Here is a 20,145-nt window from a genome sequence, read left to right as displayed (position 1 = left end):
TCAGGCGGCCGTCTTGCACCCACTTGACCAACGCCGCCAGGCGCCGGGGGCGTGGCCGGTCAGGTCGCTCACCGCGCGGCTCATATGGGCCTGGTCGGCGAAGCCGGCGTCGAGCGCCAGGCCGGCCAGGGGCGCGGCGCCGCCGAACACCGCGCGCAGGGCCGCCCGCGCCCGCCCCTCGTAGCGGAACCGCTTGGGACTGACCCCGAAGGCCCGGCCGAAGCCGCGCGAGAGCGTCTCCACCGCCAGGCCGCGGGCGCGGGCCCAGTCGCCCAGGGCCAGGCCGGGATCGGCGGCCAGGTCGCGGGCCAGCAGATCGGGCCAGTCCAGCACCTGGGCGGCCATCGGGACCAGGCCGGCCCGGAGCAAGTCGGCGGCGGCGGCGGCGTCGCGCTCGGCCAGCCGCGCGACGGCGTCCGGGTCGGCGATGGTCGCGAAGCCGCCCGGCAGGCCGCCCGTCTCCAGGTTCAGCACCACCGCGCCGGTCCGGTCCACAGCGTTCAAGTGGCCGTCGAACATCTCATGGATCGCCACGTCGCCGGGCGCCAGGCGCCGCCGACCGGCCTCGCCCCCCTCCTCGTAGCCGCCGCGCAGCACCAGGGCGACATAGGCCCGCTCATGGCGATGGCGGCCGAACCGCTCGCGCGGGGCCAGGCTCTGGCGGACGGGAGGTTCGGCGACCATGGGTCGGTTTTCGCCCGAGCTTCGCGGCCCGGCAAGTTAAGGCTGGGTCATGCTAGTCCGGCAACACCAGGACGTGGCGCGTTCCGGGTCGCGCCGGCCAGACAGATTCCCGCGCAGGCGACCTCGACCCCCCCGTCGAGGCGCGACGCCGGTCAACCGGTCCGGCAAGTTCAGGTCGCCCAGCCCTCGCATGGGCCCAGGTCCTGCGCGCGAAGGTCCACGGTCAAGGCCGGTTTCGCCTGACAGGCGAACTATCTGCCCCTTTACGCCGTCGGCTGGCGGGTCGGGAGAAATTGTTGCGGCGAAAGGGTTTCGGGCTCGACCGGCCGCGTCGCGCGGCCGCATAGTCGCCGACGTGACCTCACCATTCCTCCAGTCCCTGACCCCGCATGACCGCCACTGGCCGCGGGTGATCGTCATGCTGGTGTCCGCGCCCGTGGCGGGCCTGCTGATCAGCTTCCCCGTCATGATCGCCCTGTACGCCCTGGGGGCGGCGGAGCCGGAAGGACCCCGGCTGCAGCGTTCTGCGCTCTATGTCCTGCAGCTCGCCCTCATGCTCGGCTCACTGGCGGCCGGGGTGGTGCTGGCCGCCCGGGTGATCTTCGGCCGGCCGGTGGCCACCTGGGTCACCGCCATGCCGCGGTTCCGCAAATCCCTGTTGCTCCTGGGCGCCGCGGCGACCCTGCCGGCCGTGGCCGTGCTGATGGCGATCGACGCCCTGGCGTTCGGCGGCGACCTGCAGTTCCCGATCCTTGAGCCCGGAGGCCTGGACCTGCGGCTCGGCTATCTCTGCGCCATGGTCGTCGGCCTGCTGGTGGCCGCCGCCGCCGAGGAGGTGGTGTTCCGGGGCTATGTGCTGCAGCAGACCGCCGCCTTCACCCGCAATATCTGGGTGATCGTCGCGGTGAACGGGGTGCTGTTCTCCCTGTTCCACCTGGAGTTCGACCCCTCGGCCCTGGCGGCGCGGGCGCTGGCCGGGGCGGCCTTCGCCTGGGCGGCCCTGCGGCTGGGCGGGCTGGAGTTCGCCATCGGCGCGCACCTGGCGGCCAACCTGATGCTGGCCCTCTTCCAGGCGCCGATGCTGCCCGAGGACCCGGTGGCGGCTGGCGGATTGGACGAGGTCGTGGGGGAGGTGGCGCTGGCCGCCTACACGGTCTGGATCGTCGAACTCCTGCGCCGCCGACCGAACCTGACGGGCGCTATTTCTTCTCCAGCATGAGCTGGCCTTCCTTCTTCAGGCGACCCTTCACCTTATCGGCGATCATCGCGAAGAAGGGCGGCAGGTCGACCTCCATCTTCACGGCCTCCTCCAGGACGTCCAGGCGGCCGGACACGGCCTGACCCACCACCTTGGCGGCGAAGCTCAGCCGGTCGCCTTCCCAGGTGTGGGTCATCCTCACACCCTCGCCGAACTGCTGGAGCATCCGACCCATGCCCTCCTCGACGCGCTTGCGGGCCTCGGCCTTGCCGAGGTCGTGGGGGATGCTGACGGTGATCGGCTTGGCCATGGGTGTCCTCCTGAACCAGCTATAACGCCTTAGCCGGCCGATTGGCGCCAGGACCTACCCGCTTATCCCCGCGTCTTGCGCTTCAGCGCCACATAGAGCGCGCCTTCGCCGCCGTGGCGGCGGTGGGCCTCGGATATCCCGGCGACCACGTCGCGCAGGGCGGGATCGGCCAGCCATTCCGGCGTGCGGCGGCGCAATATGCCGTCGCCCTGCACGCCCTTGCCGGTGATCACCAGCACGGCCCGGGCGCCGTCGTCATGGCTGCGGCGCAGGAAGGCCTCCAGGGCCGCCCGTGCGCGGTCCTGGGTCATGCCGTGCAGGTCGATCCGTCCGCCGATGGGGTCGCGCTCCCGGGCGATGCGATGCTTGCGGCGCGGCTCGATGGCCCTGTCCTCGGCGTCCGCCTTGCTCGCCCGCAGCGCGGGCCGGCGCCCCGCGAGCTCGCCGACCGCGAAGGCCGCGCCGTCCCACCGCGGGGTCGGCAGCGGATCGGCCGTCGCCCTGGGCGGAGCTATCGGGGCGGACTCGGCTTTCGGGACGGGCGCGGGCTTGCGGCCCGGCAGGGGGTGGACCGTGGCCGCCACCATCGACCAGAGCCGGTGCTCGTCTGGCCTGATGGGGCGTTTCACCGTCCCGGACCAACCTTGGGAACCAGGCGGTGCATCCGCAGCGTATGACGCACGCGTCCGGCCTCGACCCCGGCCTCGGGGCCCTGACCGAGATAGAGGTCGGCGCGCACCTGGCCCTTGATCGCCCCGCCGACGTCGAGCGCCACGACCGTGCGGCGATAGCTGGGGAAGGCGCCGCTGAGGGTGGGCGCCTGGCCGTCGATGAAGAAGGGCTGGCCGAGGGTGTTGCGGCTCACATCGACGGCGATCGCCCGGCCCGGGGGCAGGGGAACCCCCGCCGCGCCCACCGGCTGGCGCCCGTCGTCCGGCGCCAGGGTGAAGAACACGTAGCGGGGATTGAGCGCCATGACCTGCTGGGCGTCGGCGCCGCGATGGCTGGCCAGCCAGGTCCGGATCGCCTCGCCCGAGGTGTTGTTGGCCGCTAGCAGGCCTCGGTCGCGCATGGGATTGGCGATGCCGGCGAAGGGCAGGCCGTTGGTGGCGGCGAACACCGCCTTGAGCCGCCGCCCGTCGGGATAGGTCAGCACCCCCGAGCCCTGGATCTGCAGGAAGAACTTCTCCTCCGGCCGCATCCAGGCGAGCACCGGGCCGCCGCTTTGCGCCTCGATGGCCGCGCGGTCGGGATAGGGGGCGAGCTTGCCGTCGGGACCGCGCTTGAGCGCGTCCTTGGCGCCGGGGCCCGAGGTCACCAGGTCGGCGGGCTTGGGGCGCAGCGGGGCGGAAAACTCGGCGTTGGGCCGATCGCGGGCCTCATAGACCGGCGAGAAATAGGCGGTCAGCACCCCTTCGCCGGCCACCAGCTCGGGCCGGAAGCTGTCCTCGAAGAAGGCGCGGGCGGCCGGCGCGCTGAGCGGCGGCAGGCCCCGGGCCCGACGGCAGATCTCCGCCAGGGCCGCATCGCGGGCCACCCCGCAGGTGGCGCGGAAGGCGTCGAAGGCCGCGGCGTGGTCGTCGTTCGCCCAGCCGGGCAGGTCCTCGAAACGCTCCAGTCGCTCGGGCGGCGGCGTCGGCGCCGGCGCGGGCAGGGGGCTGACGGGCGACGGACGAACCGGCGCGGTGGGCCGGGGCGTGGCGCAGGCGGCCAGGCTGAGCGTCAGCAGGACCGCGGCGAGGACGCTCCATGGCGCGCGGGGCGTGAGTCTGCGGGCCAAGATCACCCCTCCAATCGGGAAACGGGCGGTCCTACGCCTCGGCGGCGTCGACGTGAACCAGCATCCAGTTGGGATCGCGGCTCTTGAGATTGCGCTCGAAGGTCCAGAGTTCGGCGGTGCGCTTGTCGTCCACGGCCTCGCCCTCGGGGCCCTTGGAGCGGCTGCGGAACTCGGCCAGGAAACGTACCGTGATGCGGGCGGCGTCGCCCACCAGCTCGGCCCGCTCCATGTCGGCGCGGGGGGCGTGCAGGAATTCCACGGTTTCCGTGGCGCCGCTGGCCTCGCGCGCGTCGATCCCGGCCTCGAAACTGGACATCACGTTGGGCGCCAGCAGGTTCTTCAGCGTCTCGCGGTCGCCCGCGGCGAAGGCGCGCACGATCATCTCATAGGCGCCCTTGGCCCCCGCCAGGAACCGCGAGAGGTCGAAGGAGGGGTCGCGGTGCTTCACCGCCGGCAGGCCGGTGAGCCCGACCCCGTCGTCCGGGGCGTCGAGCACCGGCGTCGCGGGCGCCCCGGAAACCGCGGCCTTGTCGGCGGCGGTGTCCTCGGGCTGGCGGCCCACACGGCGGCCCAGCACCGAATACAGCTGGTAAAGCACCACAGCAGCCAGGCCGGCGAAGATGATCAGCTCGAGAACGTTGGACAACGGTTAGGGCTCGTAGAAACGGGAAAGGCTCAATATAGGACAGCGGAACGCCCCCGTCAGGGGCGACGTTGCATCGGCTTAGGCCACATGATAGCAGCCCGCGCCACAAACAGGACGTGAATGGACGTCCGATCAACCGGATTTTCCAGAACATGACCGATACCGACGTGGCCCCCGAGACCAACGGCGCCGATACCGAAGAGCCCGGCATCCGCATCCTGGCCCAGTTCATCCGCGATCTGTCCTTCGAGAATCCCCGCGCGCCCGAGACCCTGCGCACCCAGTCGGCGGGTCAGCCGCAGATCGACATGGGCGTCGAGATGAACGCCCGGGGCCGCGAGGACGGCCTGTTCGAGGTGGACCTGAAGCTCTCGGCCCGGGCCACCCGCGAGGACGGTCCGGTCTTTCATGTGGAGCTGCTGTACGGCGGTGTCTTCCAGATCACCGGCGTCGCCCCGGCCGATATCGAGCCCGTGCTGCTGGTGGAATGCCCGCGCTTCCTGTTCCCCTTCGCCCGCCGGGTGATCGGCGACGTGACTTCGGACGGCGGCTATCCGCCCTTCCTGCTGGACCCCATCGACTTCGCCGGCGTCTATGCCGCCCGCAAGGCCGGCGGCGAGATCCAGGGCCCGGCCATGGGCAACGCCTAAACCACGTCGTCATCCTTCGGCTGACCGGAGGATGACGACGGGTGGCTACAGGCCGTGCTTCTTCCAGAGCAGGTCGCTCTTCACGACCTCGCGGATGAAGCTGGCGTGCAGTTCGCGTTCGGCGTCGGTCGAACGGAAGGCCAGCGGCCTCGGGCGCGCGCCATAGGCCCCCTGGGTCGCGATGGACACCGCCTGGGCCAGGGCCTGGCTGGTGGTCAGCTCCAGGCGGCGCTCGCGCCCGCCCTTCAGCTCCAGATAGACCGCCGCCAGCAGCCGGGCGTCGATAAGCGCCCCGTGCTTCTCGCGGTCGGCCAGCGAGATCTTGAAGCGCTTGCAGAGCGCGTCCAGCGAGTTGTGCATGCCCGGAAACCGGGTGCGCGCCAGGGCCAGGGTGTCGACCCAGCGGTGCTCCGGGATGATCTCCCGGCCGCAGACGGTCAGCTCGTGGTTCACGAACGCCCGGTCGAAGCCGGCGTTGTGGGCGATGATCGGGGCCTCGCCGACGAATTCCAGGAAGGCGTGGTGGATCTCCAGGTCGGCGAACTTCGGCTTGCCGCGCAGGAAATCGATGGACAGGCCGTGGACGCGCTGGGCCTCGGGCGGCATGTCGCGCTCGGGATCGATATAGACGTGGAAGGTCCGCCCGGTCGGGACGAAGTCCTCGATCTCCAGGCAGGCCAGTTCCACCAGCCGGTGCCCCAGGTGCGGCTCGAAGCCCGTGGTTTCGGTGTCGAGGACGATCTCACGCGCCATGGCCGATCAATCGCCCCGTTTGGCCTGGCCTTCAAGCGGGGCCTGTTGTCGCGTGGGACGCTTCTGTGGATCGCGCATCGTGGCGATAATCTCGGCCACCTGGGCCCGCGCCGGCTCCAAGCCGCGCCCGGTGTCGACCACGAAATGGGCCCGGGCGCGCTTCTCGGCGTCGGGCGTCTGGCGCGAGAGGATGGCGTCCAGCCGTTCCGGTGTCATGCCGGGCCGCGCCAGGACCCGCTCGCGCTGCTGGTCGGCGGGGGCCGAGGCCACCACCACCGCGTCCATGTTGGCGTCGCCGCCGGTCTCGTAGAGCAGGGGGATGTCCAGCACGACCATGTCGGCGCCGGCCGCCTCCGCCGCCCTGAAGAAATGCCCTCGGTCGGCGCCCACCAGCGGATGGACGATGGAATTTAGCTTGGCCATGGCCGCGTCGTCGCCCAGGACCCGGGTCCGCAGGGCCTCGCGGTCCACCGCCCCGTCCTTGGTGACGCCGGGAAACGCCGCTTCCAGCGGTCCGACCGCCGCGCCGCCCTGCACATAGAGGTCGGCCACCGCCGCGTCGGCGTCATAGACCGGAATGCCGGCCTCGCGGAACATGGCCGCCGTGGTCGACTTGCCCATGCCGATGGAGCCGGTGAGCCCAAGGACCAGCATCAACGCCCCTCCAGGAATTTCAGCGCCAGGGCGCGGACATCGACATCGGCCGGTGGCGGTCGGCCATAGAAAGCCTCGAATGACGGGATCGCCTGGCCGATCAGCATGGCCAGGCCGTCGACCGTGCGGCGTTCCAGCGCCTGGGCCCGCGCCAGGAACGGCGTGAGCAGCGGCTTGTAGACCATGTCCATCACCACGCAGGTCGTGGGGGTTGCCTCCAGCGGTGCGTCCAGTTCGCCCTCGCCCGCCAGTCCCGCCGAGGTGGCGTTGACCACCGCGATAACCCCCTCGAAGGCGGCCGCCGCCCGGTCCAGGCCGAAGGCCTCGCCGCCCAGCACGTCGGTGATCGCCTGGGCCCTGGCCTGGGTTCGGTTGACGATGCGCACCTCGGGGCAGCCGGCCGCGGTGAAGGCCGCCGCCGCGCCCCGCGCGCCGCCGCCGGCGCCCAGGATCGCCACCGGCCCGGATCCTGGATCAAAGCCCGGCGCCTGCCCCGCGAGGGCGGCCAGCAGGCCCAGGCCGTCGGTGTTGTCGGCGAGAATGCCACCGTCCGCCTCGAAGACCAGCACATTGGCCGCGCCCGCCATGGTCGCCCGCTCGCCCGGCCGATCGGCCAGGGCCAGGGCCTGCTCCTTGAAGGGGATGGTGACGTTGAGCCCCCGCACGGAGCCGCCACGCAAGGACTCCACGAAGCCCGTAAACCGGTCCTCGGCGACCCGGAACGGGACATAGGCCCCGTCGATCCCCGCCGCCGCCAGCCAGGCGTTGTGCAGGATCGGGCTCATGGAGTGAGCGATGGGGTTTCCCACTACCCCGGCCAGCAAGGTCGCGCCGCTGATCATGCCTTAAGCGCCCCATGCCTGCGGAACAGGTCCAGCAGGCCCATCAGGGGCAGGCCGAGGATGGCGAAATAGTCGCCCTCGATCTTCGAGAACAGCTGGGCGCCGGGACCTTCCAGCCGGTAACAGCCCACCGAGCCAAGAGCCTGGTCGCCCTCGGTGACCAGATAGGCCGTGAGGAAATCGTCGGAGAAGTCGCGCATGGTCAGCGTCGCCGAGACCACCTCGCGCCAGATCGGCGCCCCGTCCTTGGCCACCACCACGGCGGAGTGCAGCTTGTGCGGCTTGCCCCGCATCGCCTTCAGCCGCTCGGCGGCGGCCTCCATGGTCTCGACCTTGTCATAGAGCCGGCCCTCGAACTCCAGGGTCTGGTCCGAGCCGATCACGAAGCCGGGCTGCGAGCGCGACACCCGGATGGCCTTCAGTTCGGCTAGGGCGTCGGCCACGTCGCGCGGGCTCGCGCCCTGCGCCAGCATGGCGGTCTTGACGGCGTCCTCGTCGACCCCGGCCACCGACACCTCGAACGGCACGCCGGCGCCGGTCAGCACGGCGCGACGCGCAGCGCTCTTGGAGGCCAGGATGATCGGCTCCGCGCTCATCCGAGCACTTCCACCTGGCCGTGGCCGCCGTGCAGCAGGTTGAGGACCGACGCGGCGGTCTCCTCGACGCTGCGGCGGGTGACGTCGATCACCGGCCAGCCCTGGCGCTCATAGAGCCGCCGGGCCTTCACCGTCTCCTCGCGCACCGCCTCGATGTCGATATAGGAGGATTCCCGGTCTTCCTTGAGGCTGAGCAACCGGTTGCGGCGGATCTGGATCAGCCGGTCCGGCGAGATGGTCAGGCCCACCACCAGGGTGTTCTTCAGCTCGAACAGCTTCTCCGGCGGCGGCCGCGTCGGCACCAGCGGCACATTGGCCGCCCGCACGCCGCGGTGGGCCAGATAGATGCAGGTCGGGGTCTTCGACGTCCGCGAGACCCCCACCAGCACCACGTCGGCCTGCTCCAGATCCTGGCCGCCCTGGCCGTCGTCATGGCCGATGGCGTAGTTCAGGGCGTCCATGCGGTTGAAATAGTCGTTGTCGAGCGCGTGCTGCACCCCCACCCGGCGGCTGATCGAGGCGCCCAGATAGCGCTGCAGGGACGAGACCAGCGGGTCCAGGGCGGCGATGCAGGGCATGTCCAGCCGCCGAACCCCTTCTTCGAGCGCCGTGCGCAGCTGGTCGTCGACGATCGTATGGATCACGACGCCGGGCGCCTCCTCGATGTCGGTCAGCGCCCGCTCCAGCTGCCGGGGCGAGCGCACCAGGGCGTAGATGTGCTCGATGGGCAGCACGTTCTCGAACCGGGCGCAGACGGCGCGCGCCATGGCGTTGAGGGTTTCGCCGGTGGAGTCCGACACCAGGTGCACATGGAAGTAGGTGGCGATGCGCGAGGGCGAGGTCATCGGATCCTAAGGCTGGCTGCGACGAAATGGCTTAGGCGGAAATCTGGGGATCAAAGAGTCGATACCTTCTTAGCGAAGGCGAACGAAATTGGGGATAGCCACGCCGCCGGCCGGCCAGCGGTGGACGGATGGGAGAACTGGCCCGGTTTGAGTCCGACTGATCCACGCTCTGGGAGGTTAATGAAGTCTTACCAAGGTATGACCAAAGGATTAACCAGCGACCGGCGTTCAGCCACGATCGGCCCCCGGTCAGGGGTTAACAAAAGGTAAACCCTAACGAGGGGTTAACGACGCTCCCCGCAATTCACAGGCTTTACCGTGAGCGTCTCGAAACCGTCGTATGGCTTGTGGGCGAAGGCTTCGCGGCATGTGCGGGGCGCGACTTGTCCCCATTGATCGGCGGCCCTGCTTCTACCCCTTCCGCTTAGATTCAAGATTCTAATTAGGAAGAAGGCAGGCGGGTTTGAGCCCAGGCCTTGAGCCCGGCGCGCTAAGCCGGTTTAACGGCGCCCATGTCAGAAGGTTCAAAACCGCGCCTCTTGCGGGCGCTCGCCGGCGAAACCCTGGACCGGCCCCCGGTCTGGTTCATGCGCCAGGCCGGACGCTCCCTGCCGGAGTACCGTGAGCTGCGCACCCGGGCGAAGGACTTCATCGCCTTTTGCCACAATCCGGAGATGGCGGCCGAGGCGACCTTGCAGCCCATGCGCCGCTTCCCGCTGGATGCGGCCATCGTCTTCGCCGACATCCTGCTGATCCCGCGGGCGCTGGGCCAGGAGGTCTGGTTCGAGGCCGGCGAGGGGCCCCGCCTGGGCGAACTGCCGCCCCTGGAAAGCCTGGCGGACCAGGTCGAGGCTTCCACGGAACGCCTGAGCGCCATCGGAGAGACCCTGGCCCGGGTCCGCGCCGAGCTGGAGCCCGACCGCGCCCTGATAGGTTTCGCGGGCGCGCCCTGGACCGTGGCCACCTACATGATCGAGGGCCGGGGGTCCGACCGCACCGGGGCGAGGACCTACGCCTACGAACACCCCGAGAAGCTGGACCGGCTGCTGGACATACTGGTGGAGTCCACCGCGCGCTACCTGGTCATGCAGGCGAAATCCGGCGCCCAGGTGCTGAAGCTGTTCGAGAGCTGGGCGGAAGGCCTGGCGGAGGACGTCTTCGAGCGGATCGTCATCAGGCCGCACATCGCCATCATCGAGCAGGTCCGCGCCGCGGGGATCGACACCCCGTTCATCGGCTTCCCGCGCGGGGCCGGCGCGCTGGTCGAGACCTATGCCGAGAAGGTCCCTGTCCAGGCCGTGGCCCTGGACACCCAGGCCTCGGCCGCGCTCGGCCGCAAGATCCAGGCGGGGGGCAAGACCATCCAGGGCGCCCTGGACAACCTGCTGCTGCGGGCCGGCGGTCCGGCCCTGGACGCCCGGGTCGACGCCCTGATCGCCCAGTGGAACGACAGGCCCTACATCTTCAACCTGGGCCACGGCGTCCTGCCCGACACGCCCATCGAACACATCGAGCGCACCATCCGCCGGGTGACGGGACGGTGAGAGACCCCCTCCGTCTCTCCGCTTCGCTCCGAGCCACCTCCCCCAAAACGCGCTGCGCGCTGGGGGAGGATCTGGATTGGCGTAACTCAGGTGCTCCCCTCCTGGGGGAGCTGTCAGCGAAGCTGACTGAGGGGGACTTTGACTCTAGCGCGGCCGGATCATGACCAGGCTCGCCGTCGTCCTCTTCAATCTCGGTGGCCCCGATGACCAGGCCACGGTCCGTCCCTTCCTGCAGAACCTGTTCAGCGACCCGGCGATCCTCGACCTGCCGGCCATCGCGCGCGGGCCGCTCGCCTGGTGGATCGCCAAGCGGCGGGAGAAGGCGGCCCAGGCCAACTACGCGCTCATGGGCGGCGGCTCGCCCCTGCTGCCGGAGACGCGCAAGCAGGCCGCGGCGCTCGAGGCCAGCCTGGCGGCGGCGCGGCCGGACCTGACGGTGAAGGTCTTCATCGCCATGCGCTACTGGAAACCCTTCGCCGGCCAGACGGCCAAGGAGGTCGCGGCCTTCGCGCCGGACCAGATCGTGCTCCTGCCGCTCTACCCGCAGTTCTCGACCACCACCTCGGCCTCGTCCCTGAAGGACTGGGAGGCCGCCTATGCCGGTCCGGGGACCAGCCGAACGGTCTGCTGCTTCCCCACGGCGCCGGGCCTCACCGAGGCCCACGCCGCGGCGATCCGCGCGACCTGGGAGCAGGCCGGAAGCCCTGCCAGTGTCCGGCTGCTGTTTTCCGCCCACGGCCTGCCGGAAAAGGTCATCGCCGCGGGCGATCCCTACCAGGCCCAGGTGCAGGCCACGGCCCAGGCGGTGGTCTTCCGGCTGCCGGAGTTCACCGACTGGAACGTCTGCTACCAGAGCCGCGTCGGGCCGCTGAAATGGATCGGTCCCTCCACCGACGACGAAATCCGGCGAGCCGGCGCCGAGGGCAAGGGCGTGCTGATCTGCCCGATCGCCTTCGTCTCCGAGCACGTCGAGACCCTGGTGGAGCTGGATCACGAATACGGCGAGCTGGCCCGCGAGGTCGGATGCGCCCCCTATCTCCGCGCGCCCGCGCTCGGGACGGCGCCCCGTTTTATCGGCGCCCTGACGACGGCCGTGACCAATGCGCTCGCCCGGCCCGGCGGCGCCCGGCCAGACGGCCCGTGGCGCTGCCCGCAGGACTATGCGAAATGCGCCTGTCAGACCATGGGAGCTGCGGCGTGAACCTCTTCGATACCTTGCGGGGCCTGCACATCATCGCAGTCATCGCCTGGATGTCTGGGATGATGTACCTGCCGCGGCTCTACGCCTACCACACCGAAACCGCGCCGCCCGGCAGCGAGTTCGACGCGAACTTCCTGGTCTGGGAGCGCAAGCTCCTGAAGATCATCATCAATCCGTCCATGATCCTGACCTGGATCCTGGGCGTCAGCCTGATCTTCTGGCACGTCCATGCGGCCAAGGAGGGTTGGGCCTTCCTGGCTCAGCCTTGGATGATCGTGAAGCTGGCGGCGGTGATCTTCCTCTCGGGCTGGCATGGCTTTCTGGCCGGGTCGTACAAGAAATTCCTGGCCGGCGAGCGCTCGAAGTCCGCGAAATTCTGGCGCGCCACCAACGAGCTGCCGTTCCTGGCGGCGGTCGTCGCGGTGCTCGCCGTGACCCTTCAATTCGGCCAGCGCTGACCCTATCTGTCTCGGCGACGGCGACCGCGCGGCTTGACCCCGGGCCCAGCATGTGGTTCGGCTCATCCCACGTGGCGTCGGATTTCCGAAGCCGCGCCCCGCCCTACCTCCGTGCGCCGCGCGCTTGTCAAAGCCGCATCGGCCCGGCCCTCGAACATAAATCGGCGTCCCCCTAACGCCCCCGACGATTCTCCCCGCGCCCGAAAACCGTTCGGCCGGCGGGGACCTATCAGAGTAATCCCATGACTGAAGACACCCCAACCGACGTCGTCGACACCCAGGTCGAAGCTGAGTCCGCCATCGAGGACGCCCAACTCGAAGCCTCCGCCGAGGCCGCCTCGGGCGAAGATGACGGCGACGACGACCATTCCGAGGTCGCCGCGGCCATCGCCGCCATGGGCCTCACCCGCATGTCGCTCCAGGAGCTGAAGGACAAGTCGCCCGTCGACCTGCTGGCCTTCGCGGAGACCATGGAGATCGAGAACGCCAATTCCATGCGCAAGCAGGACATGATGTTCGCGATCCTCAAGACCCTGGCGGAGGAGGGGATCGAGATCTCCGGCTCGGGCACCCTGGAAGTGGTGTCCGACGGTTTCGGCTTCCTTCGCTCGCCGGAGGCCAACTACCTGCCGGGTCCCGACGACATCTATGTCAGCCCCTCCCAGATCCGGAAGTTCGGCCTGCGCACCGGCGACACGGTCGACGGCGCGATCCGCGCGCCCCGGGAAGGCGAACGCTACTTCGCCCTGACCAAGGTCGACCTGACCAATTTCGAGAACCCCGAGAACGTCCGCCACAAGGTCCTGTTCGATAACCTGACCCCGCTCTATCCCGACGAGCGGTTGAAGATGGAGATCGAGGATCCGACCCTGAAGGATCGCTCGGGCCGGCTGATCGATATCGTCGCCCCGCTGGGCAAGGGCCAGCGCTGCCTGATCGTGGCGCCGCCCCGGGTCGGTAAGACCGTGATGCTGCAGAACATCGCCAAGTCGATCGCGGCCAACCACCCCGAGTGCTACCTGATCGTCCTGCTGATCGACGAGCGGCCGGAAGAAGTCACCGACATGCAGCGCACCGTGCGCGGCGAGGTGATCTCCTCAACCTTCGACGAACCGGCCACCCGCCACGTCCAGGTCGCCGAGATGGTGATCGAGAAGGCCAAGCGCCTGGTCGAGCACAAGCGCGACGTGGTCATCCTGCTGGACTCGGTGACCCGCCTGGGCCGCGCCTACAACACCGTGGTGCCGTCGTCCGGCAAGGTGCTGACCGGCGGTGTCGACGCCAACGCCCTGCAGCGCCCCAAGCGCTTCTTCGGCGCGGCGCGGAACATCGAGGAGGGGGGTTCGCTGACCATCATCGCCACCGCCCTGATCGACACGGGCAGCCGGATGGACGAGGTGATCTTCGAAGAGTTCAAGGGCACCGGCAACTCCGAGCTGATCCTGGACCGCAAGGTCGCCGACAAGCGCATCTTCCCGGCCATCGACGTGCTGAAGTCCGGCACCCGCAAGGAAGAGCTGATCACGCCCAAGGAGCACCTGCAGAAGACCTACATCCTGCGGCGCATCCTCAACCCGATGGGCGCCCAGGACGCCATCGAGTTCCTGCTCGACAAGCTGCGCACCTCGAAGAACAACGAGGACTTCTTCCAGTCGATGAACACCTAGCCGGGCGTCGACCCACCGAAACGAAGAAGGGGCCCGCAGCGATGCGGGCCCCTTTTGCGTAGGCGGCGCCACGTGTCGGCCGCCGGCTCATCCACCGTCGTCATCCCGGGTTGCGCAGCAAGCCCGGGACCATACGTGAGCTAACCATTTGAAGTAACTCAAATTCCACGTGAAACGCCGGCCTACGGGATGAGCAAACTCGCGCCAACCGTTTCACGCCCCTCCAATGCCTCGTGCGCGGCGCGCGCCTGCGCCAGTGGGAAGGTCTGGCCGATCTCGATCTTCACCGCGCCGGAGGCGATGACCTCGAACAGGGCCGCGGCGCTGGCGTCGAGCTCCTCGGTGGTGGTCTGGTAGTCGCCCATGGTCGGTCGGGTGAAGAACAGCGAGCCCGCCTGGCTCAGGCGAAGCGGGGCGAACGGCGGGACGGGCCCAGAGGCGTTGCCGAATGAGACGAACAGGCCGCGCCGCGCCAGGCTGCCCAGCGTTCCCTCGAAGGTGGCCGCCCCGACGGAGTCATAGGCCACGGGGACGCCCTTGCCGTCGGTCAGGCGGCGGACCTCGGCGGCCACGTCCTGGTCCCGGTAGAGTATGACGTGATCGGCCCCAAGCGCTCGGGCCCGATCGGCCTTGGCCTCCGACCCGGCGGTGGCGATCACCCGGGCGCCCAGGTGCTTCGCCCACTGCACGGCGATAGAGCCGACGCCGCCGGCCGCCGCGTGGATGAGGATGGTCTCGCCCGCCTGCACCGGATAGCAGCGGCGCAGCAGGAACTCGGCGGTCATACCCTTCAGCAGGGCCGCCGCGCCGGTCCGGGCGTTGACGCCCGGGGGCAGGAGGATGGTCCGCGCCGCCGCCGGGGTGTTGTACTCGGCATAGGCCCCCATGGGCCCCGAGGCATAGGCCACGGTGTCGCCCACCCTGAACCGGGTCACGCCTTCGCCCAGGGCTTCGACGACGCCCGCCGCCTCCATGCCCAGGCCGCTGGGCAGCTTTAGCGGATAGAGGCCGGAGCGATGGTAGGTGTCGATGAAGTTGACACCCACGGCCTCGTGCCGGACCAGGACCTGGCCTGGGCCGGGCGTCGGGGTGGGCAGGTCGACGACCTGCAGGACCTCGGGGCCGCCCGTGGTCTCGAAGCGGATCGCCTTCACTGGTCGTCTCCCAGGTGCTGTTGGAAGAAGGCCAGGGTGCGGCCCCCGGCCGACTTGGCGTCGGCCTCGTTATAGTGCTCCCCGCCCACCCGGGCGAAAGCGTGGTCGCGGCCCGGATAGGTGTGGATCTGGATCTGCGGGTGGTTCTTCAGGGTGGTCAGGATCAGGGCCTGGGCTTCCTTGGGGACGAACTGGTCCTCCTCAGCGATGTGCATCAGCAGGGGATTGGCCAGTTTCTCAGCCTCGGCCAGCCGACCCTCGATCCCGACGCCATAGTAGGAAACGCTAGCGTCGGAGTCGGTGCGCGCCGCGGTCAGGAAGGCCAGCAGCCCGCCCAGGCAGAAGCCCACCGCCCCGACCTTTCCGTTGACCTCGGCCATGGCTCGCACTTGGTCGATGGTCGCGGCGATGTCCTTCATCCCGGCCTCCACGTCGAAGGCGTTGAACAGCTCGAAAGCCCGTTTCCACTCGGCCTCGGACTGGTCGGTGATGTCGATGCCGGGTTCGATCCGCCAGAACAGGTCCGGGCAGACCGCCAGGAATCCCTCGGCCGCCAGGCCGTCGCAGATATCCCGCATGACGGCGTTGACCCCGAAGATTTCCTGGATCACCACCACGGCCGGCGCCTTGGGCTTGGCCGGTCGCGCCAGATAGGCGGTGAAGTCGCCGTCCTCACCCTTGATCGTGATCGTCTCGCCCATGGCCATCTCCCGTTGCACGTGAAGCCCTCGCGGGGGCTACTAGCGCGCGGGCGGCGACACCGGCCATAACAATGTCGTCAGGACGCCGGAGGATTTGAGATGAAGATGACGATCGAAGTCGACTGTTCCGCGCAGGAAGCCCGCGCCTTCCTGGGTCTGCCGGATGTCACAGCCCTCAACGAGAAGCTGGTCGAGGAGATGCAGAGCCGCATGACTTCCAACATGGCCATGCTCTCGCCCGATGAGCTGATGAAGAACTGGACCGCCTTCGGGGTCGGCGCCCAGGAGCAGTTCCGCAAGCTGATGTCCGCTGCGGTCGACGCGGGCATGGGCAACACCCGCCCGAAATGACGGATACGATCTTCGCCGCCGCCACCGCCCCGGGCCGCGCGGCGGTGGGCGTCGTGCGATTGTCCGGTCCGAAGGCGGGCGGGGCGGTCGACGCCCTGGCCGGCCGCCGTCCCCGCACGCGCCAGGCGGCCCTGCGAACCCTGAGGCACGAAGGCGCGATCTTGGACCAGGCCCTGGTCCTATGGTTCGAGGGGCCGCACAGCTATACGGGCGAGGACTGCGCAGAGTTTCATGTGCATGGCGGGCCCGCGGTCATGACCGGGCTGCTGGAGGCCCTTAACAGCCTTGGCCTACGCCTGGCCGAACCGGGGGAGTTCACCCGCCGCGCCTTCCAGCACGGAAAGTTGGACCTGGCCCAGGCCGAGGGCGTGGCCGACCTCATAGAGGCCGAGACCGAGGCGCAGCGCCGCCAGGCCCTGGATCAGCTGGGTGGGGCGTTGGGCCAGGCCCAGACCCGCTGGCGCGACGCCCTGATCGAGGCCTTGGCCATGTTTGAAGCGGCGGTCGACTTCCCTGACGAGGAGGTGCCGGCGGACGTGGCGGCCCGCGCCAAGCCGATCCTGGCTGGGCTGATCGGCGAACTGGAACACGCACTTGCCGACACCCGGCGGGGTGAGCGGGTACGGGAGGGTTTCAAGGTCGCTCTGATCGGCGCGCCGAACGCCGGCAAGAGCACCATCCTCAACGCCCTGGCGCGCCGGGAGGCGGCCATCGTCACTGCCACCCCGGGCACTACCCGCGACATCATCGAGGTTCCCATGCGGTTCGCGGGCTACAAGGTCCTGCTGGCCGACACCGCTGGCCTGCGCGAAACCAATGACGAGATCGAGGCCGAGGGCGTGCGCCGGGCCCGCGCCTGGGCCCACGAGGCCGATCTGCGGGTCTGGGTGGTGGACGGGGCCAGCGACGCCAGGGCCAGCGCCCCAGGCGACCTGCATCCGCACGATCTCTGCCTGATCAACAAGGCCGACCTGCCGGCGGGGGCGGAGACCGGTCACGCCCTGGTGGAGGCCCGGGCGCTGGGGATTGATGTCCTGCGGCTCAGCGCCCGTGAAACCGCCGACATCGCCGCCCTGGAGGCCGCGTTGGAACGCCGAGTGGTCGAGGCGCTGGCCGGGGCCGAGCCGCCCACCGCCACCCGCCTGCGGCACCGGGAGCTGCTGGGGGAGGCGCTGGAGCGACTCCAGCGGGCCGAAGCCTATGACGACCAGCTCGAGCTGGCGGCGGAGGACGTGCGCCTCGCCGGCCGCGCCCTGGACCGGATCACCGGCCGCATCGACCCCGAGGATGTCCTCGACCGGGTGTTCTCCAGCTTCTGCATTGGAAAATAGGCTGTTTCACGTGAAACAGGGGACCGTCTAGATCCTCCCCCAGCGCGGAGCGCGGTTTGGGGGAGGTGGATCGTCGCCGCTTCGCGACGAGACGGAGGGGGTTGAAGCGCGTTAAAGCGAGCCAAAGCCCCCTCAGTCAGCTTTGCTGACAGCTCCCCCAGAGGGGGAGCATCGAAACCGGCCAACCTTTCACGTGAAAAATGGCACGCCCTTCGCTATACAGGCCTCGCTCGCCCCCGGTCCGCCGGGGGCGTCTTTCTTCGGGATGCGAAGCTTGAGCGCTTGGGACGTCATCGTCATCGGGGGAGGGCACGCCGGCTGTGAGGCCGCGGCGGCCTCGGCGCGCTTCGGCGCCCGCACCCTGCTGCTGACGCACAAGCTGGAAACCATCGGCGAGATGAGCTGCAATCCGGCCATCGGCGGGCTGGGCAAGGGTCATCTGGTCCGCGAGATCGACGCCCTGGACGGCCTGATGGGCCGGCTGGCCGACCAGGCCGGCATCCAGTTTCGCATGCTGAACCGCTCCAAGGGCGCGGCCGTGCGCGGACCGCGCAGCCAGATCGACCGCAAGCTCTATCGCCAGGCCATGCAGGCCGAGCTCGCCCAGACCCCGAACCTCACCGTCCTGGCCGAGGCGGTCGAGGATCTCATCGTCGTGGACGGCGTGGTCCTGGGCGTCGTGGGGGCCACGGGGACCGAGTACCGGGCCGGACGCGTGGTCCTGACCACGGGAACCTTCCTCAAGGGCCTGATCCATCGCGGCGAGATGCGGATCCCTGCCGGCCGGGTGGGCGACGCCCCCGCCATCGGGCTGTCGGACCGGCTCTATGCCAGCGGGCTCTCCATGGGGCGGCTGAAGACCGGCACGCCCGCGCGGCTGGACGGCTCGACCATCGCCTGGGACGGGCTGGAGATGCAGGCGGCTGACGCGGAGCCCATCCCGTTCTCCTTCCTGACCGACAAGATCACCACGCGCCAGATCGAATGCGGGGTGACCTACACGACCGCGGCCACCCACAGGATCATCGCCGAGCGGCTGACGGAGTCGGCGGTCTACGGCGGCCGGATCAATGGGCGCGGGCCGCGCTATTGCCCGTCCATCGAGGACAAGGTGGTGCGCTTCGGCGACAAGGACAGCCACCAGATCTTCCTGGAGCCGGAAGGCCTCGACGACGACACGGTCTATCCTAACGGCATCTCCACCTCGGTCTCGGAAGAGACCCAGGACCTGTTCCTGCGGACCATTCCGGGGCTGGAGAACGTCCAGGTGCGCCGCTACGGCTACGCCATCGAATACGATTATGTGGACCCCCGCGAACTTTACCCGAGCCTGGAGGTCAAGCGGCTGCCCGGCCTCTACCTGGCCGGCCAGATCAACGGCACCACCGGCTACGAGGAGGCGGGCGCCCAGGGGCTGGTCGCCGGACTCAACGCTGCCCGGGCCGCCTCGGGCCTCGACGCCGCCGCCTTCGGTCGCGACGAGGCCTATATCGGCGTCCTGATCGACGACCTGGTCACCCGCGGTGTGACCGAGCCCTACCGCATGTTCACCAGCCGGGCGGAGTTCCGTCTGTCCCTGCGCGCCGACAACGCCGACCAGAGGCTGACCGATCGCGGCCTCGCCCTGGGCGTCGTCGGTGTTTCACGTGAAACAGCATGGAAGCGAAAGTCGGACGCCCTGGCCCAGGCGCGATCCCGCGCCGCCGAACTGACCCTCACCCCCAATGTCGCGGCCAAGGCCGGCCTGCCGGTCAAGGCCGACGGCGTCGTCCGAGACCTGACCCAGCTCCTCGCCTACCCGACCATCGGGTTCGAGGACCTCTCGATCATCTGGCCAGAGATCGCCGCCTGGGCCCCGGAAATCCGCGAGCAGGTGGAGATCGACGCGGCCTATGCAGGCTACCTGGACCGTCAGGCGGCCGACGCCGCGGCCTTCCGCCGCGACGAGAACCTGCGCCTGCCGGCCGAGCTGGACTACGCCGGGGTCGGCGGTCTCTCGAACGAGGTCCGCGAGAAGCTGGGCGCTGTCCGCCCCCTGACCCTGGGCCAGGCGGCCCGCATCGAAGGCGTCACCCCCGGCGCGCTCACAGCCCTGCTGGCCCATGTCCGTCGCCACGCGGCCTGACCCCGCCCCAGAGCCTGGCCGCGTGATCGAGGTGGCTGACGCCGCCGATTTTGCGGCCGCCACCGGCGCCGGTCCTGCCGCCCTGGCCGATCTCGAGCAATACCGGTCATACCTGGTCGACTGGAACCAGAGGATGAACTTGGTCGGCCCCGCGACCCTCGACGTCTTCTGGTCGAGGCACGCCTGGGACTCGGCCCAGATCCTTCCCCTGGCGCCCGACGCCCTGACCTGGGCCGACCTCGGCACGGGTGCAGGATTGCCCGGTATCGTTCTGGCGATCCTGCAAAAAGATCGCCCCGGCTTTCACGTGCATCTGGTCGACAGCCTGGCCAAGCGCTGCCGGTTCCTCACCGAGGTGGTGGACGGACTGAAGCTGCCGGCCACCGTTCACAATTCTCGTGCGGAGGACTTGTCCCTGACTGTGGATATCGTCACCGCCCGGGCTTGCGCGCCCTTGCACCGGCTGTTGGGGTATGGCCAGCCTTACCTGAAGCGTGGCGCCGTGGCGCTGTTCCTCAAAGGCCAAGATGTTGCGTCCGAACTCGAAGACGCTACGAGATATTGGGATTTCGAGGCGGACGTGTTGCCCAGCTTAAGCGATGCCAGAGGCCGGATCGTGCGCGTCAGGAGGCTCGGCCGTGGCCGCTGAACGAAA

The 20,145-nt window shown here is 69.5% G+C and carries 22 protein-coding genes; 10 read left to right on the top strand and 12 right to left on the bottom strand.

Annotated features, from left to right (window positions below):
- The gene (locus tag M9M90_RS00415; RefSeq protein ID WP_254835196.1) at positions 1–684 is read right to left on the bottom strand and encodes an AraC family transcriptional regulator; all 684 of its coding nucleotides are present in this window, start codon (positions 682–684) and stop codon (positions 1–3) included.
- 355 nt (positions 685–1,039) lie between these two features.
- Here M9M90_RS00415 and M9M90_RS00410 point away from each other — a divergent pair, with 355 nt between their 5' ends.
- Positions 1,040–1,903, top strand: a complete 864-nt coding sequence (locus M9M90_RS00410; protein WP_254835195.1) for a CPBP family intramembrane glutamic endopeptidase — start codon at positions 1,040–1,042, stop codon at positions 1,901–1,903.
- On the opposite strand, the gene M9M90_RS00405 is transcribed toward M9M90_RS00410, so the two are convergent.
- From M9M90_RS00405 to timA, 4 genes are all read right to left on the bottom strand, one after another.
- Complete coding sequence (locus M9M90_RS00405) at positions 1,884–2,192, bottom strand: polyhydroxyalkanoic acid system family protein (protein WP_254835194.1); 309 nt, start codon at positions 2,190–2,192, stop codon at positions 1,884–1,886. The genes M9M90_RS00410 and M9M90_RS00405 overlap by 20 nt on opposite strands.
- 62 nt (positions 2,193–2,254) lie before the next feature.
- Positions 2,255–2,821 carry a Smr/MutS family protein gene (locus tag M9M90_RS00400; protein ID WP_254835193.1) on the bottom strand — a complete coding sequence of 189 codons (567 nt, stop codon included), beginning with the start codon at positions 2,819–2,821 and terminating at the stop codon, positions 2,255–2,257.
- The gene (locus tag M9M90_RS00395; RefSeq protein ID WP_254835192.1) at positions 2,818–3,972 is read right to left on the bottom strand and encodes an MltA domain-containing protein; all 1,155 of its coding nucleotides are present in this window, start codon (positions 3,970–3,972) and stop codon (positions 2,818–2,820) included. The genes M9M90_RS00400 and M9M90_RS00395 overlap by 4 nt, the downstream gene beginning before the upstream one ends.
- Positions 3,973–4,003: 31 nt before the next feature.
- Positions 4,004–4,618, bottom strand: coding sequence for a TIM44-related membrane protein TimA (timA, locus tag M9M90_RS00390; RefSeq protein WP_254835191.1), 615 nt, complete (start codon positions 4,616–4,618; stop codon positions 4,004–4,006).
- Positions 4,619–4,770: 152 nt separating this feature from the next.
- On the opposite strand from timA, the gene secB reads away from it, so the two are divergent.
- Complete coding sequence (gene secB / locus M9M90_RS00385; RefSeq protein ID WP_254835190.1) at positions 4,771–5,268, top strand: protein-export chaperone SecB; 498 nt, start codon at positions 4,771–4,773, stop codon at positions 5,266–5,268.
- 45 nt (positions 5,269–5,313) lie between these two features.
- Here secB and dnaQ read toward each other — a convergent pair whose 3' ends face one another.
- Genes dnaQ through M9M90_RS00360 form a run of 5 tightly spaced genes read right to left on the bottom strand, consistent with a single transcriptional unit; the run spans position 5,314 to position 8,958 of the window.
- Positions 5,314–6,021 (bottom strand): DNA polymerase III subunit epsilon, encoded by a 708-nt coding sequence (gene dnaQ, locus M9M90_RS00380; RefSeq protein ID WP_254835189.1) that lies wholly within the window; start codon positions 6,019–6,021, stop codon positions 5,314–5,316.
- A 6-nt stretch (positions 6,022–6,027) separates the two neighbouring features.
- Positions 6,028–6,675, bottom strand: a complete 648-nt coding sequence (coaE, locus tag M9M90_RS00375; protein WP_254835188.1) for a dephospho-CoA kinase — start codon at positions 6,673–6,675, stop codon at positions 6,028–6,030.
- Positions 6,675–7,517 (bottom strand): shikimate dehydrogenase, encoded by an 843-nt coding sequence (gene aroE / locus M9M90_RS00370; RefSeq protein ID WP_254835187.1) that lies wholly within the window; start codon positions 7,515–7,517, stop codon positions 6,675–6,677. The genes coaE and aroE overlap by 1 nt, the downstream gene beginning before the upstream one ends.
- Positions 7,514–8,113, bottom strand: coding sequence for a nucleoside triphosphate pyrophosphatase (locus M9M90_RS00365; RefSeq protein WP_254835186.1), 600 nt, complete (start codon positions 8,111–8,113; stop codon positions 7,514–7,516). The genes aroE and M9M90_RS00365 overlap by 4 nt, the downstream gene beginning before the upstream one ends.
- On the bottom strand, positions 8,110–8,958 hold the full coding sequence (locus M9M90_RS00360) for a pyruvate, water dikinase regulatory protein (RefSeq protein WP_254835185.1): 849 nt from the start codon (positions 8,956–8,958) through the stop codon (positions 8,110–8,112). The genes M9M90_RS00365 and M9M90_RS00360 overlap by 4 nt, the downstream gene beginning before the upstream one ends.
- A gap of 512 nt (positions 8,959–9,470) precedes the next feature.
- On the opposite strand from M9M90_RS00360, the gene hemE reads away from it, so the two are divergent.
- From hemE to rho, 4 genes are all read left to right on the top strand, one after another.
- Positions 9,471–10,502, top strand: a complete 1,032-nt coding sequence (gene hemE / locus M9M90_RS00355; RefSeq protein ID WP_254835184.1) for a uroporphyrinogen decarboxylase — start codon at positions 9,471–9,473, stop codon at positions 10,500–10,502.
- Between the two features lie 157 nt (positions 10,503–10,659).
- Positions 10,660–11,703, top strand: a complete 1,044-nt coding sequence (gene hemH, locus M9M90_RS00350; protein WP_254837188.1) for a ferrochelatase — start codon at positions 10,660–10,662, stop codon at positions 11,701–11,703.
- Positions 11,700–12,161, top strand: coding sequence for a CopD family protein (locus M9M90_RS00345; protein ID WP_254835183.1), 462 nt, complete (start codon positions 11,700–11,702; stop codon positions 12,159–12,161). Before hemH ends, M9M90_RS00345 begins: the two co-directional genes overlap by 4 nt.
- Before the next feature lie 242 nt (positions 12,162–12,403).
- Positions 12,404–13,828, top strand: coding sequence for a transcription termination factor Rho (gene rho / locus M9M90_RS00340; RefSeq protein ID WP_254835182.1), 1,425 nt, complete (start codon positions 12,404–12,406; stop codon positions 13,826–13,828).
- Positions 13,829–14,010: 182 nt separating this feature from the next.
- Here the strand turns inward: rho and M9M90_RS00335 are convergent, their stop codons facing one another.
- Entirely contained in the window at positions 14,011–14,982 is a 972-nt protein-coding gene (locus M9M90_RS00335) for a quinone oxidoreductase (RefSeq protein ID WP_254835181.1), read from the bottom strand.
- Positions 14,979–15,683 carry a dienelactone hydrolase family protein gene (locus M9M90_RS00330; RefSeq protein WP_254835180.1) on the bottom strand — a complete coding sequence of 235 codons (705 nt, stop codon included), beginning with the start codon at positions 15,681–15,683 and terminating at the stop codon, positions 14,979–14,981. Before M9M90_RS00330 ends, M9M90_RS00335 begins: the two co-directional genes overlap by 4 nt.
- A gap of 99 nt (positions 15,684–15,782) precedes the next feature.
- On the opposite strand from M9M90_RS00330, the gene M9M90_RS00325 reads away from it, so the two are divergent.
- The 4 genes from M9M90_RS00325 to rsmG all read left to right on the top strand — a co-directional run bounded on the left by M9M90_RS00325 (position 15,783) and on the right by rsmG (position 20,139).
- A complete protein-coding gene (locus M9M90_RS00325) occupies positions 15,783–16,034 on the top strand; it encodes a DUF6489 family protein (RefSeq protein WP_254835179.1) in 252 nt (83 codons plus the stop codon).
- Positions 16,031–17,365: a tRNA uridine-5-carboxymethylaminomethyl(34) synthesis GTPase MnmE gene (gene mnmE / locus M9M90_RS00320; protein WP_254835178.1), complete on the top strand. Its 1,335-nt coding sequence runs from the start codon at positions 16,031–16,033 to the stop codon at positions 17,363–17,365. Before M9M90_RS00325 ends, mnmE begins: the two co-directional genes overlap by 4 nt.
- Positions 17,366–17,630: 265 nt before the next feature.
- A complete protein-coding gene (gene mnmG, locus M9M90_RS00315) occupies positions 17,631–19,490 on the top strand; it encodes a tRNA uridine-5-carboxymethylaminomethyl(34) synthesis enzyme MnmG (protein ID WP_371876887.1) in 1,860 nt (619 codons plus the stop codon).
- Complete coding sequence (gene rsmG, locus M9M90_RS00310; protein WP_371876886.1) at positions 19,468–20,139, top strand: 16S rRNA (guanine(527)-N(7))-methyltransferase RsmG; 672 nt, start codon at positions 19,468–19,470, stop codon at positions 20,137–20,139. The genes mnmG and rsmG overlap by 23 nt, the downstream gene beginning before the upstream one ends.
- Positions 20,140–20,145 lie beyond the last annotated feature (6 nt).

Source organism: Phenylobacterium sp. LH3H17, from assembly GCF_024298925.1.
Classification (GTDB): Bacteria; Pseudomonadota; Alphaproteobacteria; order Caulobacterales; family Caulobacteraceae; genus Phenylobacterium.
Note: the sequence above shows the minus strand (reverse complement) of the source record. Positions and strands in the feature narration are given on the sequence as shown.

What these genes read in the sequence shown, in the direction of transcription:
- mnmE (WP_254835178.1), top strand. Translation starts at nt 16,031, where the DNA reads ATGACGGATACGATCTTCGCCGCCGCCACCGCCCCGGGCCGCGCGGCG.
- rho (WP_254835182.1), top strand. Translation starts at nt 12,404, where the DNA reads ATGACTGAAGACACCCCAACCGACGTCGTCGACACCCAGGTCGAAGCT.
- coaE (WP_254835188.1), bottom strand. Translation starts at nt 6,675, where the DNA reads ATGCTGGTCCTTGGGCTCACCGGCTCCATCGGCATGGGCAAGTCGACC.
- hemE (WP_254835184.1), top strand. Translation starts at nt 9,471, where the DNA reads ATGTCAGAAGGTTCAAAACCGCGCCTCTTGCGGGCGCTCGCCGGCGAA.
- M9M90_RS00360 (WP_254835185.1), bottom strand. Translation starts at nt 8,958, where the DNA reads ATGACCTCGCCCTCGCGCATCGCCACCTACTTCCATGTGCACCTGGTG.
- mnmG (WP_371876887.1), top strand. Translation starts at nt 17,631, where the DNA reads ATGCGAAGCTTGAGCGCTTGGGACGTCATCGTCATCGGGGGAGGGCAC.
- aroE (WP_254835187.1), bottom strand. Translation starts at nt 7,517, where the DNA reads ATGATCAGCGGCGCGACCTTGCTGGCCGGGGTAGTGGGAAACCCCATC.
- M9M90_RS00325 (WP_254835179.1), top strand. Translation starts at nt 15,783, where the DNA reads ATGAAGATGACGATCGAAGTCGACTGTTCCGCGCAGGAAGCCCGCGCC.
- rsmG (WP_371876886.1), top strand. Translation starts at nt 19,468, where the DNA reads ATGTCCGTCGCCACGCGGCCTGACCCCGCCCCAGAGCCTGGCCGCGTG.
- dnaQ (WP_254835189.1), bottom strand. Translation starts at nt 6,021, where the DNA reads ATGGCGCGTGAGATCGTCCTCGACACCGAAACCACGGGCTTCGAGCCG.
- M9M90_RS00415 (WP_254835196.1), bottom strand. Translation starts at nt 684, where the DNA reads ATGGTCGCCGAACCTCCCGTCCGCCAGAGCCTGGCCCCGCGCGAGCGG.
- M9M90_RS00330 (WP_254835180.1), bottom strand. Translation starts at nt 15,683, where the DNA reads ATGGGCGAGACGATCACGATCAAGGGTGAGGACGGCGACTTCACCGCC.
- M9M90_RS00405 (WP_254835194.1), bottom strand. Translation starts at nt 2,192, where the DNA reads ATGGCCAAGCCGATCACCGTCAGCATCCCCCACGACCTCGGCAAGGCC.
- M9M90_RS00365 (WP_254835186.1), bottom strand. Translation starts at nt 8,113, where the DNA reads ATGAGCGCGGAGCCGATCATCCTGGCCTCCAAGAGCGCTGCGCGTCGC.
- secB (WP_254835190.1), top strand. Translation starts at nt 4,771, where the DNA reads ATGACCGATACCGACGTGGCCCCCGAGACCAACGGCGCCGATACCGAA.